The organism is Allobosea sp. GW821-FHT12C12, from assembly GCF_058807355.1.
This window is the reverse complement of record NZ_JBXAQP010000002.1, coordinates 250047-263218: the sequence shown is the minus strand read 5'-3', so window position 1 is coordinate 263218 and position 13172 is coordinate 250047. Positions and strand designations below refer to the sequence as shown.

Genomic DNA, 13172 nt, shown 5'->3' with positions numbered 1-13172 from the left:
CGATTAATCGGGCTTGAAACCCGCCTTGTTGAGGATCTCGGCCCAGCGGTCGATTTCCGAGTTCACGAGTTTCTGCATCGCTGCGCCGCCGCGCTCGTCGGCATTCGGCACGCGTGCGCCGATGGTGGTCAGCCGCTTCCCCACCTCGGGATCGCTGAGGGCGGTGGCCACGGCCTTTTCCAGGATGCTGCGGATCGGCGCGGGCGTGTTCGCGGGAACGAAGAGCCCGGTCCAGGTCTCCGCCTGGAACTCCGGAATTCCGGCCTCGACCGCGGTCGGAACGTCGGGCAGGGTCGGCGAGCGCTCCTTGGTTGCAACGACCAGTGCCTTGACGAGCCCCGATTGGGCCTGCCCCGCGACGGATGCGACAAGATCGCAGGAACCATCGATCTTGCTGCTGATGATGTCGTTGACCGTTTGCCCGAAGCCTCGATAGGGCACGTAGGTCGGCGACACCTTGATCAATCCGAAGAAGAACAGGCAGGTGATGTGCGAGGCCGCGCCGTTGCCCGAGTGGCCGAAGGTGATGTCGGACTTCTTCTGCTGCGCGAGGGCGATGAACTCCCGCGCCGTCGCCACGGGCAAGTCCTTGCGGACGAAGATGACGTTCGGGGTCGAGGCTACGACGCCGAGATAGGCGAAATCCGTTTTGGGATTGTGCGGCAGCTTCGGCGTAACGGTGACGGCGGCAGCAAGCGTTCCGGTATGGCCAAGCCCGATCGTATAGCCGTCTGCTTGAGCATTCTTCACCCGCGTCGACCCCGTCGCGCCGCCGGCACCGCCGACGTTCTCGACGACGATGCTCTTGCCGAGTGCGCGCGACATCCCCTCGGCCAGGATACGTCCCGTCGCATCGGCGGCGCCGCCGGCCGCGAACGGGACGATCATCGTGATCGGCCGCTCCGGGAAGGTCTGCGCACTGGTAGACGCCACTCCTACGCACAACAGGACACCCGCGAGGATCGCCTTGGCTCCGGCCGTTTTCATCGTCATCTAGGCCTCCCTGGTTACGGCTCGGCTTTGCGAGCTTCGTTCTTTAGTTCTCCAGCAAGCGCCGGAGCTTCCGGACAGCAGCATCAGGCGATGAGAGGACGGGACGGGAGGTGGTGGCCTTGCACGCCGCCAAAGCCCTCGATGTCGAAAAGTGAGCGAGCAGGATGGCGTCGCATTCGCCGAGTTTGGTTGCGCCTTCGGCTACGCTGCGGTTGTGCGTTTCCGCGTCACCGCCGCGCAGGGCCTCGATCGCCCCAGTGGCCAGATGCGTTCTGATCCGGGCGGTCGGCCTCATCCGCTTCGCTTCCTCAACGAACTCCTCCTCCATCCCGGCAACCGCGGGTCCGAAGGTCGCGACCATGCCGATGTCGTCGCCGAAGCCGAGGGCCTCCTCGAACATCGCCTCATTCGGCTTCAGCACCGGGATCCGCAGCGAGCGGGCGGCGGCCTCGATCGCCGTACCGAAGGCGGAGCAGGTGAAGAGGATGGCCTTCGCGCCGGTCGAGGCTCCGTAAGTGGCGAGCGCGCCGATGCGAGCCGAGAGTTCGTCGGTCAGTGCCCCCGCAGCGGCGCGATCGATGGCCAGCCCTTCGTCGAGGACGCCGAGCGGCTCCGCTTCCGGCCAGAGGTCCCGGAACGACTGCGCGATCGGATCGACGGCCACCGGGGTGGCGTGGATCAGGGCGATACGGGTGCGCTTTATCATCGAGTGAACGTCACGGGTTGAACAGCCAAGTCGCCGAGGCCGGAATCCGGCAGTGGGCGACGGGGCCGGGGAGTTCGTCATGGCCCTGGGCGCGCAGGCGCAGGTCACCGCGCTTTAGGCGGTATTCCCATTTCTCGCCGAGATAGATGCAGCCTTCGACATCGAACGGAGCACTGTCGGGAACCGCATCCGCCGTCACCGAGATGGCCTCCAGCCTGATGACGGCCTTGACCGAGGCAGGATCGGCCGGCGGCTCCCTGTCCTTCCAGACGCCGGCGAGGGACAGCCCGGCGCAGTCGATCGCATCGGGCTTGCCGGCGTCACGGACGAGCTTGCCTGCGAGGACGTTGTTCGCGCCCATGAAATCCGCGGCGTAGAACGTCTCCGGCTTGCCGTAGATCTCGCGCGGGCTACCGGACTGCACGATGCTGCCGCCCTTCAGCAGGAGCACTTGGTCGGCGATGGCGAGCGCCTCGGCCTGATCATGCGTCACCATGATGGCGCAGATCTCGAGCTCGAGGATCAGCTTGCGGATCCAGAACCGCGCTTCCTCGCGCAGTTTGGCATCGAGATTGGAGAGCGGCTCGTCGAGCAGCAGGACCTTGGGTTCGTAGACGAGCGCCCGGCAGATCGCGACGCGCTGCTGCTGGCCGCCCGAGAGCTGGTCGGGATAGCGCGCGGCGAGATGGGCAAGCCCGAGCTTGTCGAGGATCGCCTCGACCTTCGTCTTGATCTCGCTCTCGGGCAGCTTCCTGAGCTTCAGACCATAGGCGACATTCTCGAAGACGGTCCGGTGCGGCCAGAGCGCGTAGGATTGGAAGACAAGCCCGATCTTCCGCTGTTCGGGAGGCAGGGCGATGCCCGCCTTGTCGTCCAGAACCGGCGTGCCGCCGATCGTGATGCGGCCGATTTCCGGCTGTTCGAGGCCTGCGATGCAACGCAGCAGCGTAGTCTTGCCGCTGCCCGAGGCGCCCAGCAGCGCGACGATGCGGCCCTTCTGCGCGGTGAAGCTGGCGCCGGAGAGGATTTGAAGGCCACCCAGCCATTTTTGGACGTTTTCGACAACGAGATCAGTCATGGATCTTGGCTCCGAGGCGCAGGGCGAGCGTGAGCCCGACCGCGGTCAGCAGGATCGAGATGAAGGAGAGCGCGGCGATCTGGTCCATCGCGCCGGAGGTCAGAAGTGAAACCATCAGCGAGCCGATGACCTCGGTTCCGGAGCTCATCAGGTAGACGCCGGTCGCGTACTCCCGAAGGAAGACGATCATGATCATCGCCCAGGCCCCGGCGAGGCCGGGCCTGACCAGCGGGATCACGACGTCGCGCCAGGTCCTGAAGGTGGTGGCGCCGGCGGTGCGCGCCGACTCCTCGAGTTCGGGAGCGACCTGCAAGAGCGTCGCCTGGATGATGCGCAGCCCGTAGGACAGGCCGACGATGATGTAAGCGATCAGCAGGCTGAACAGCGTCGTGCGCAGCGGCACGAGGAACGGCACGAACAGGAACAGCCAGAAGAAAGCGAGGCCGACGATCAGCCCCGGCAGGGCGCGCGGGATCAGGACGGAATAATCCAGCAGCGTGCCGGTCTTGCCGTGGTTGCGGTGACCTGCAAGGCCCGCCATCAGATAGAAGCCGACGGCAACGGCGCCACCGACCGCTGCCAGCAGGATCGTGTTGATGATGCCGCGCGACAGGCTGGGCAGTTCGAAGATGCGCCTGAAGTTGTCGAGCGTGAGTTGATCGGTGATGCGAATCCCTTCGCCCCAGTTCTCGACGAAGGCACGCAGGATCACGCCGCCGACGGGGAGGAAGACCGAGACGATCAGCCAGATGCCGATGATCGAGATCGCGATCACCTGTCCGGTTCGACCGAGCTTGAGCAGGTTGGTGCGCGCGCCCTTGCCACCGACGGCCGCGAAGCGGCGCGCATGGCGCAGCAGTCTGCGCTGGATGAAGACGAGCGGCAGCGTGATCAGGATCAGGAAGACGGTGACCGCAGCCATGACCTGGTAGGTCGGCGCACCGAAGATGGTGTTGACCTTGTAGATATAGGTCGTGAGCACGAGGATGCCGTTGGGATCGCCGAGGACGAGCGGGATACCGAAGGTCTCGAAGCCCAGCAGCAGGTTCAGCGCCGCGCTGAAGACCAGCGCCGGCAGCACCATCGGCAGGGTGACGTCGAGCGAGACGCGCCAGATGCTTGCGCCCGCGGTCCGGGCAGCTTCTTCCAGGTCGCTCGGCAAGCGGCGCATTGCCGATGCGACATAGAGATAGACAGTCGGGACGTGGCTCAAGCCCCCGATCAGGATGATGCCCGGCAGCGTGTAGATGCTCCACGGCGCCGATCCGAAGATGCTCTTGAACGCGATCGTGACGAAGCCGGACGGTCCGATCGCGACCGTGTAACCGAAGGCGAGCACGATCGAGGACAGGAACATCGGCACGAGCACGAGAGGCTCGAGCCAGCCGCGCCCCTTCAGATCCGTCCGCGTGATCAGGAAGGCCAGGATTCCGCCCAGCGGCACGGCGACGAGCACCATGCCGAAGGCGTAGAGCGTGGTCGTCCAGAGCGCCCGGTAGAACTCGGGATCGGTGAGGATGAACTCGTAGGCTTCGAAACTCGGCCGGGCGGCTTCGTCGAAGAACGGCGCATTCAGGAAGCTCTGGTAGATGATCAGGACGGCCGGAGCCGCGACCATCGCGAACAGGGCCAGGATGACGGTGGCCCTGTAGCGAGGTGCTTGAACTGCGAGAGACATGATGGTGGCTCCGGGAACTGCGCGGCTCAGCCGCGCAGCGCCTCCTTCCAGCGGCGGAAGAACTCAGCGCGGTTCTTCGGCTCCGTGGCCTCCAGCAAAGTGGTCGTGATCGGGATCGGCTTCAGATTGCCGTTCGCCATCTCGTTGAGCTTGGCGAGGTTGAGGCCGCTAGTGACGTCGGTGCGGATCGACGGAGCCCCGTTGGCCGCCAGCGCGGACTGCCCGGCGGACGAGAGAAGGAAGTCAAGGAAGACGCGGGCCGCGTTGGGATGGGGAGCGCCCTTCGAGATATTCGCCACGCGCGAGAAGGCTGCCGTGTAGTCCGAGGTCAGGATGTAGCCGAGTGCCGGGTTCTTGGCTGCCCATTCGATCGCGTAGGAGGCGATGATGTTGAAGGCGAAGACGTGCTCGCCGGAGACGATCTTCTCGCGCATCGCGCCCGAGCTGCCGTAAATCTTGCCGTCGGCGGCGCCGAAGGCCCGGACGAGATCAAACGTGTCGGACCGCGTCTTCGCGTCGTTGTTGAAGAACAGGAACCCGGTCCCGCTCTTCTCGGGATCGAAGGTCGCGAGCTTGCCCTTCAGCGCGTCCTTGTTGTCCTTCATGAAGGCGAGCAACTCGACGCGCGTCTTCGGCAATTTCAGCGATGCCGTCTGCGCCTTGTTGTAGAGAATCCCGACCGGCTCGGCCGTCGTGCCGTAGAGCGTGTCGTTGAAGTTCGCCCAGTCCGGGAGCTTCCCGGTCTCCGGAGACTTGTAGGCCTCGGCCAGACCACGCTGCACGAGAACCATCTGGAGATCCATCGCGGACGTCCAGACGACGTCGGAGCCGACCTGCTTGGCGGCGGCTTCGGAGATGACGCGGTTATAGGCGCCGTTGGTGCCGATGTCGTTGTAGTCGACGCGGATGCCGGGGAAGGCGGCCTTGAAGGCCTCGACCAGCGGGCGCCCCTGCACATCATCCGTCGACGTGTAGATCGACACCGCGCCTTCGGCTTTCGCCTTCTCGACGATGTCCTTGTAGTCGGCCGGATAGCCGGCGGGGATCGTTTGGGCCCCGGCGGGGAACCCGAAGCTCAGTGCGCTCACACCAGCCGCGGAGCCGAGAACGAAGTGGCGACGATTGATCATGCTGAAGCCTCCCGAATGGTTGTTGTTATCCGGGCAACTTAGCATCAAGATTGGTTTTAGCAATATCTAAAACCAACTTACTTGGTATGTAGTTCGTCTGACCCCGGAATGCGGGGCATATCGAGGATCGCGAATGAGTCCGGGGAGGCTCTAGATCGGCTCGTGCCGCGGGTGAATGACCGGCGATTTTGATGCAAGGGCGCCGCTCAGGTGTCGCCGCATCAGATGCGCGGCTTCCAGATTGTCGCCGCGGGCAAGGAGGTCGAGGATCTGAAGGTGCTCGAGGCTTTGCAGCGAGATGCGCCGGGGATCGACTTTCAGGCGATACTCCGCCAGGCGGCGCAACTGGTTCGCCCGCTCCAGGGCCTGGAAGAACATCGGATTATTCGACATCCGGATGATCGTCTCGTGAAACTCGGCGCCAGCGGCGGTCATCGCTGCTGGGGCCATGCCTTCGAGCTTACCGGATGCAAGTCGCTCCTGGGTTTTCCGGAGGGCCGAGGCGGCGCGCTTGTCGAAGCAGAAGGTCGGCTCCAGCAGAGCTGCTGGCTCAATCACGGCGCGAAACCGGTAGATCGCTTCAAACGCCTCCGCTGTCTTGGCAACCTGGCGCAGCTTCCAGCCGTAGCCCGGCTTGGGCTCGGCCCATCCTTCCCTGGCGGCTCTCAGCAGAAGTTCCTGGGCCTGAGCGCGCGAAAGGCCGTACCGGTCCCGGATTGCCTGCTCTGTCTGGTCGGCGCTGATCCTGTCGTGCAGCCAATCCTCTGCAAAAAGGTAATACGGCTCGTCGACGGCCGGAACCAATGGCTCGATCGCGTTCCCGCCGTTTCCGGAGTGTGTCGGAAGAACGAAGAACCCGCGATTCCGGCGGCTTTCGATCAGCCCTTTGCTTGACAGAAGCGACAGCGCTTCCCGAACAGGCGAGCGCGAGACTTCGAAACGCGCAGCCAGGGCCTCCGTCGCGAGGTGTGAGCCGGGTTCGAGCTCGCCCATGCCGATCTGGGCGACGATGTCGTTGGCGATACGAAGGGCGAGTGGGCTGCTTGCCATGCTCGGGGCGTGTGACCGTGATGTTGGACGTGTGAGTCTAATACCGATCCAAATCGGCTAAAGCCATCTTGACCGATGATTGGTTTTATACGATGCAATAGCCAATTCCAGGGCCTGGGCCGGAAACTGAGGAAACATCATGAAGATTCTCGTCTTGCCATGCGATGGCATCGGGCCGGAAATCGTTGCCGCGTCGATCGAGGTTCTGGAGGTCGCCAGTGACAAGTTCGGCCTCGAGCTTGCTTTCGATTACGACGAAGTCGGCTTCAAGAGCCTCGAGAAGCACGGTACCACGCTGCGCGAGAGCGTGCTGGACAAGGCCCGCGCCGATTACGACGGGGTGATCCTGGGCACCCAGTCCCACGCCGACTATCCGGCGCCGGAGAAGGGCGGTCGTAACGTCTCGGCGGGCTTCCGGATCGGGCTCGACCTTTATGCCAATGTCCGGCCTGCGCGCACACGCTCCTTCATCGAATCCAACATGAAGCCCGGCAAGACGATGGACCTCGTCATTATGCGCGAGGCCACCGAAGGCTTCTACCCCGATCGGAACATGCATCTCGGCTGGGCGGAGCTCATGCCCTCGCCGGACATGGCGATCTCGCTCCGCAAGATCACGGCGCACTGCTCGAACCGGATCGCGCGCCGCGCCTTCGAACTTGCCGCCAAGCGCCGCAAGAAGGTCACCGCCGTGCATAAGGTCAACAGCTTCCACCAGACCGACGGGCTGTTCCTGCGCGAGGTCCGCAAGGTGGCTCAGGAGTTCCCGGACGTTCAGCTCGATGACCTGCTGATCGATGCCTCGACCGCGCATCTGGTGCGCAACCCGGAGCGCTTCGACGTCATCTGCGCGACCAACTTCTACGGCGACATCATCTCCGATCTGGCCAGCGAGCTCTCCGGAAGCCTCGGCCTGGCGGGTTCGATGATGGCGAGCGATACCCACTGCTGCGCCCAGGCCCAGCACGGCTCGGCGCCTGACATCCAGAACAAGGACAAGGCGAATCCGGTCTCGATGATCCTGTCCTGCGGCATGCTCTTGCAGTGGGTGGGTGAGAAGCGCGGTCTCCCGGCGTTCGAACAGGCCTTCCACGCCATCGACAAGGCGATCGACGAGGTCCTGACCGACCCGGCGTCCCGCACCCCGGACCTCGGCGGCAAGACCGGCACGAAGCGCTTCGGCCAGCTCGTCGCCGAGACCCTGAAAGCCGCCTGAGATGTCCTCGGCAGTGGAGAGCCTGAAGGCCAAGCTCGGACCCGCTCCGATGGCGGTCCGTTCCGCCCTCTCGCGGCACGGCAAGCTCCGGGCTGGGATCAACCTCTCGAACTTCCTGCTCGTTTCCAGCCAGACGCCCGACGGCGGTCCGGCCGGAGTGTCCCCGGATATGGCGGCGGCCCTGGCCGCTTGTCTCGAGCTGCCGCTGGAATACGTCTCGTACGAGAACCCGGGCAAGCTTGCCGATGCGGCCGAGCGCGATGAGTGGGATGTCGGGCTGGTCGCGGCCGAGCCGCAGCGCGCCGCGGTGATCGACTTCACCTCGGCTTATGCCGAGATCGAGGCGACCTATCTGCTGCCGCCGGGATCCACCCTCCGGGAGGTCTCGGACGTCGATCGGAAGGGCCACCGGATCGCGGCCGCGGCGCGTACCGCCTATGGCCTCTGGCTCGAGCGAAACGTCCACGAGGCCGAGATGGTCTGGGGCAATGGCTTCGACGAGACCTACAGGTTGTTCATCGACGGCAAGCTCGATGCCTTGGCCTGTCTTCGCCAGAAGCTGATCGAGGAGCAGGCCCGGTTGCCTGGGTCGAAACTGCTGACGGGCCGCTTCATGTCCGTGATGCAGGCGATCGGAACGCCCAAAGTATCCGGCATCGCTATCGACTATCTCCGCGCCTTCGTGGAGGCAGCAGTCGATATCGGCCTCGTTGCTGAGTTGATCGCGAAGCATGGCGTCATTGGTTTGACGATCGCTACCCGGGAAGTGGGTCGAGCGGCCTGAGCCCCTCGACCGATCCCCTTTCGCAACGTTACGGATGAGTGCGACATGCTGATCGGCGTCATCGCGGACGACTTCACCGGCGCGAGCGACATCGCGAACACCCTAGCCAAGGGCGGCGGGGGGACCCCGGGGCTCGCAACCACGCAATTTCTCGGCGTACCGTCGCGGCCCGCAGATCCCGAATGCCAGGCGGGTGTGGTCGCACTCAAGAGCAGGTCGATCCCTGCCGGGGAGGCCGTGGAGCAATCCCTCGCGGCTCTCGCCTGGCTCCGGCAGCAGGGCTGTCGTCAGATCGTCTTCAAATACTGCTCGACCTTCGACTCGACGGCCGAAGGCAATATCGGTCCCGTCGGTGAGGCGATCGCCGCGGAGCTCGGGGTTCGCGGCGTGGTCGCGTGCCCGGCCTTCCCGGGTGCCGGTCGCAGCGTCTACATGGGAAATCTCTTCGTCGGTGACGTGCCGCTCAACGAGTCGAGCCTCCGGCATCATCCGCTCACGCCAATGACGGACAGCGACATTCGTCGCTGGCTGCGCTCACAGTCACGCCAGCCGGTAGGTTTCGTGCCTTGGACCACGGTGTCGAAAGGTGGCGCCGAGCTGCGCGCCGCGTTGGCGAAATGCGCTGCCGATGGCGACACGCTGGTTATCGTCGATGCTCTCACCGATGAGGACCTGCTCGCCATCGGTGAGGCATGCGCTGAAGCAGCCTTCATCACCGGAGGGTCGGGAATTGCGATCGGCCTGCCGCGGAATTTCCATCGCGCCGGTCTGGTCGAGACGGCGCAGAGGACCTTCCGTCCGGTCTCTGGGCGCGAAGCCATACTGGCGGGAAGCTGTTCGCAGGCGACGCTCGCGCAGATCGCCGAACACGAGAAGGCGCATCCGGTGCTCCGATTGCCCGTGTTCGAAATCGTCGAGGGCAGCGTCACCGCGGCGGATGTGATCGACTTCGTCGAGCGCAACGAGGGCAGGGCGCCTCTGGTCAGCACATCGCAGCCTCCCGAAGACGTTCGCGCCTTACAGGCCCGCTTCGGATCCGAAGTCGTCGCGCACGCGATCGATCGCCTGTTCGCCGAATCCGCCTCGGCCCTCGTTTCCGGAGGGCTCCGGCGCCTGGTCGTTGCCGGCGGCGAGACCTCCGGCGCGGTGGCTTCGGCGCTGGGTGTCGAATCCTTGAACATCGGGCCGGAGATCGCTCCCGGAGTGCCCGCCGTGTCGACACAGAATGGTCGCCTTGCGCTCGCCCTCAAATCCGGGAACTTCGGGCAGGTCGATTTCTTCGCGCGCGCGCTGGCGAAGCTCGAAGGAACCGTGCGATGAGCGAAGCCGCTACGCGTGCCGAACTCGTGAGGTTCTCCCGCTCGCTGTTCGAGCGCGGCTACTCGGTCGGGTCCTCTGGCAACATCAGCGTCGCTGTCGACGATGGCATCCTGATCACCCCGACGAACTCCTGCCTTGGCTTCCTCGAAGCGGATCGCATCGCCAAGATCGACCGTGACGGGCGCCATGTCTCGGGGGACAAGCCATCGAAGGAGATTTTTCTTCACAAGGCCTTCTACGAGACGCGACCCGGCACCGGAGCCGTGGTTCATCTCCATTCGACCTATGCGACTGCCATTTCCTGCCTGAACGGCATCGACGAGGACGACGCCGTTCCCTCGTTGACGCCCTACGTCGTGATGCGCGTCGGAACAGTCCGGCGGTTGCCTTACGTGCGTCCCGGCGATCCGAAGATAGGCGAGATGATCCGGGACCTAGGTGGGCGCAAGGCGGCGGTTCTGCTCGCCAACCACGGTCCGGTCGTCGCAGGAAAGGATCTCTTGAGCACGGTATACGCGGCGGAGGAACTGGAGGAGACAGCGAAGCTCCTGATGCTGCTCTCCGGGCGCAACCACGATCTGCTCGGCGATGCCGAAGTCGAAGAGCTCCAGCGCGTGTTCGGTAACTGAGACATGACGCTGACCATCGGCATGGTGGCTCATGACAGCAAGAAGCCGGATCTCGTGGCCTGGGCCGAGCGTCACGCCGGGTCGATTGGTAGACATCGCATCGTTGCGACCGCCACGACCGGTAGCCTGCTTCGCGCCGCGATGCCCGACGCAGCAATCCGTCTCGTCAAGAGCGGCCCGCTCGGTGGCGACCAGCAGATCGGCGCGATGATCGCGCAGGGCGAACTAGACGTGCTGCTGTTCTTTCCCGATCCGCTCGCCGCGCAGCCGCACGACGTGGACGTCAAGGCGCTGCTGAGGCTGGTACTCGTCTACGATCTTCCCGCGGCGTTCAGCCCGAGCACCGCGACGGCCTTGGCCGGTTCCGGCCTTTTCGACCAGTGAAAGTGACAGGATGCGACGCACACGCCATGCCAAGATCGTCGCGACGATCGGTCCTGCAAGCTCGTCGCCCGATCGCCTGAGGGAGCTGTTCGCCGCCGGGGTCGACACCTTTCGGCTCAACTTCAGCCACGGCTCCCACGCCGATCATGCCGCGGTCTTCGCGGCGATCCGCTCGCTGGAGCACGAGGTGGCGCGCCCGATCGGCATTCTCCAGGATCTTCAGGGACCCAAGATCCGGATCGGCCAGGTGCGAAATGGCGGTGTTGCTGTCGCTCAAGGCGATATCATTCGGTTTCGGGTGGATGGCGTCGAGGGAGATCAGACGGCGATCCCGCTGCCGCACCCTGAAATCTTCGAAGCTGTCCTGCCCAACCAGCATCTGTTGATCGACGACGGGCGGATTCGCGTCGAGGTCACCGGATTGGAAGCTCGCTGCATCGAAGCGAGAGTCCTGGTCGGGGGAATCCTCAAGGACCGCAAGGGCGTCAACCTTCCCGGAACGCTGCTAAAGGTCTCGCCCTTGACCCGTAAGGACCGCGAGGATCTCGCGTTCGGCCTCGACCTTGGCGTCGACTGGGTCGCGCTTTCCTTCGTGCAGACGCCGTCGGACGTGATCGAGGCCAAAGCGCTGATCGGTGACCGTGCCGGGTTGATCTCGAAGATCGAGAAGCCGTCCGCGCTCGAGCGGATCGACGACATCGTTCGCCTCTCGGACGGCATCATGGTCGCGCGCGGCGACATGGGTGTGGAGTTGCCGCAGGAGGAGGTGCCTGGTCGGCAAAAGGAGCTGATCAGGGCCTGTCGGGAGGCTGGTCGACCGGTGATCGTCGCGACACAGATGCTGGAGTCGATGGTCTCGTCGCCGACGCCCACGCGCGCCGAAGCATCGGATGTTGCGACGGCGATTTTCGATGGCGCGGATGCGGTCATGCTGTCGGCAGAGTCGGCGACGGGACAATACCCGGTCGAGACGGTGCAGATGATGGATCGCATCATCCGGCAATCAGAGAAGCACCGCTTCTTCCGCTCCCTGGTGCATGCGGCGGAGCCCAATCTTGAAACGACGCCTCCGCACGCCGTCGCCGCAGCGGCCGCACAGTTGGCCGAGACGCTGTCCGCCGACGCCGTTGTGGCGTATACCGCGACCGGAACGACGGCCACCCGTGTCGCTCGCGGCCGTCCCATTATACCGGTTCTTGCCCTTACGCCCAGCGAACTGGTGGCGCGGCAATTGACGCTGCTCTGGGGGACGCACAGCCTGAAGGTGGACGAACTGGTCGATGAGACCGACATGCTCGAGCAGGCAATTAAAGCCTGCGCCACCGAAGGCTTCGTCGACAGCAATGGAGTTGCGGTTATCGTCGCTGGGATACCATTCGGAGCAAGTGGCGGGACGAACAACATCCGGCTTGCCACCATACGGCAGAGGCCAACTTAGTTAGCCAAGCCTGTCGGAGTAACGCGACTATGGATCCGCTACGCCGGACCTCTACAGGTGCCGGTTCTTGGTATTGGAAATACTAAATTTGTATTAGTGTTACGTTCTTTTCTGTAGAAAACTTATCTAGGGGCCTATGTTGACCTATTTCGGATTTGTGATACTAATTGTGCGGGATAAAATTAAGGCAATAACAATAGTCCCGCAAAGGTCACGCCGGCGGCCTTGACGACCTCGAGATCGATCACGCTCAGTAGCCAAGGGAATGAGGGATAGCGGCCGTCAGGGGGCGTGTTGGCCAGTAGCGCACCGAGTCCGCCGATCCTGTCACTCGTCGCCGTCCTGAGGGCATTGGCCGGATTGGGCATTCCCGCTAGGTGACGCATCGCCGGAAAAGCGGGACGAGATATCAAATAGGCCTTCCGGTCGGATGGCGACCACGGACGGGCCGATCCCCGGGCGCTAGACCCGACCGGCAAGGGCGCCCGCGTAACCGTCGGCGGGTAACACTTGATCGGAGCCGCCGGAACGCTGGGCGTCTGCGCTCATAATGGTTCTCCCGTTCATCTGTCGCAGGGTCGGGCTGTGCCGAGCGCGGTACGCCTTCGGCGGGGTACAGCTCGCGCGCCGAGCCGGAAAGTCAGGGATGGGTTCGTTTGTCCGAGAGCCATACACGTGATAGAAGTTCCTTCTTGTCGCGTCAGCCGACTGTCCGGCTAGAACTGGTCCGAGCCGCGCCGTTTCTGAGGCGTTGTCCGCGAGTTGC

At 64.2% G+C, this 13172-nt stretch carries 12 protein-coding genes; 6 read left to right on the top strand and 6 right to left on the bottom strand.

Going from position 1 to position 13172, the window contains the following annotated elements; translation table 11 throughout:
• Positions 1 to 3 precede the first annotated feature (3 nt).
• The 6 genes from AC1RRW_RS04225 to AC1RRW_RS04200 all read right to left on the bottom strand — a co-directional run bounded on the left by AC1RRW_RS04225 (position 4) and on the right by AC1RRW_RS04200 (position 6635).
• On the bottom strand, positions 4 to 993 hold the full coding sequence (locus AC1RRW_RS04225) for a Bug family tripartite tricarboxylate transporter substrate binding protein (protein WP_492899278.1): 990 nt from the start codon (positions 991 to 993) through the stop codon (positions 4 to 6).
• Between the two features lie 43 nt (positions 994 to 1036).
• Entirely contained in the window at positions 1037 to 1699 is a 663-nt protein-coding gene (locus tag AC1RRW_RS04220; protein ID WP_492899277.1) for an aspartate/glutamate racemase family protein, read from the bottom strand.
• A 10-nt stretch (positions 1700 to 1709) separates the two neighbouring features.
• A complete protein-coding gene (locus tag AC1RRW_RS04215) occupies positions 1710 to 2777 on the bottom strand; it encodes an ABC transporter ATP-binding protein (RefSeq protein ID WP_492899276.1) in 1068 nt (355 codons plus the stop codon).
• Positions 2770 to 4455 (bottom strand): ABC transporter permease, encoded by a 1686-nt coding sequence (locus AC1RRW_RS04210; RefSeq protein WP_492899275.1) that lies wholly within the window; start codon positions 4453 to 4455, stop codon positions 2770 to 2772. Before AC1RRW_RS04210 ends, AC1RRW_RS04215 begins: the two co-directional genes overlap by 8 nt.
• Positions 4456 to 4481: 26 nt before the next feature.
• Positions 4482 to 5585: an ABC transporter substrate-binding protein gene (locus AC1RRW_RS04205; protein WP_492899274.1), complete on the bottom strand. Its 1104-nt coding sequence runs from the start codon at positions 5583 to 5585 to the stop codon at positions 4482 to 4484.
• A 150-nt stretch (positions 5586 to 5735) separates the two neighbouring features.
• On the bottom strand, positions 5736 to 6635 hold the full coding sequence (locus AC1RRW_RS04200; RefSeq protein ID WP_492899273.1) for a GntR family transcriptional regulator: 900 nt from the start codon (positions 6633 to 6635) through the stop codon (positions 5736 to 5738).
• Positions 6636 to 6774: 139 nt separating this feature from the next.
• Between AC1RRW_RS04200 and AC1RRW_RS04195 the strand changes: the two genes are divergently transcribed.
• The 6 genes from AC1RRW_RS04195 to pyk are packed head-to-tail and all read left to right on the top strand — an operon-like array spanning position 6775 to position 12406.
• Positions 6775 to 7851 carry an isocitrate/isopropylmalate dehydrogenase family protein gene (locus AC1RRW_RS04195; RefSeq protein WP_492899272.1) on the top strand — a complete coding sequence of 359 codons (1077 nt, stop codon included), beginning with the start codon at positions 6775 to 6777 and terminating at the stop codon, positions 7849 to 7851.
• A 49-nt stretch (positions 7852 to 7900) separates the two neighbouring features.
• Entirely contained in the window at positions 7901 to 8635 is a 735-nt protein-coding gene (locus AC1RRW_RS04190) for a transporter substrate-binding domain-containing protein (protein WP_492899271.1), read from the top strand.
• Positions 8636 to 8680: 45 nt separating this feature from the next.
• Positions 8681 to 9955, top strand: a complete 1275-nt coding sequence (gene otnK / locus AC1RRW_RS04185; protein WP_492899270.1) for a 3-oxo-tetronate kinase — start codon at positions 8681 to 8683, stop codon at positions 9953 to 9955.
• Positions 9952 to 10584 carry a 3-oxo-tetronate 4-phosphate decarboxylase gene (gene otnC, locus AC1RRW_RS04180; RefSeq protein WP_492899269.1) on the top strand — a complete coding sequence of 211 codons (633 nt, stop codon included), beginning with the start codon at positions 9952 to 9954 and terminating at the stop codon, positions 10582 to 10584. Before otnK ends, otnC begins: the two co-directional genes overlap by 4 nt.
• Positions 10585 to 10587: 3 nt before the next feature.
• Positions 10588 to 10968: a methylglyoxal synthase gene (locus AC1RRW_RS04175; RefSeq protein ID WP_492899268.1), complete on the top strand. Its 381-nt coding sequence runs from the start codon at positions 10588 to 10590 to the stop codon at positions 10966 to 10968.
• A 10-nt stretch (positions 10969 to 10978) separates the two neighbouring features.
• Complete coding sequence (gene pyk, locus AC1RRW_RS04170; protein ID WP_492899267.1) at positions 10979 to 12406, top strand: pyruvate kinase; 1428 nt, start codon at positions 10979 to 10981, stop codon at positions 12404 to 12406.
• Positions 12407 to 13172 lie beyond the last annotated feature (766 nt).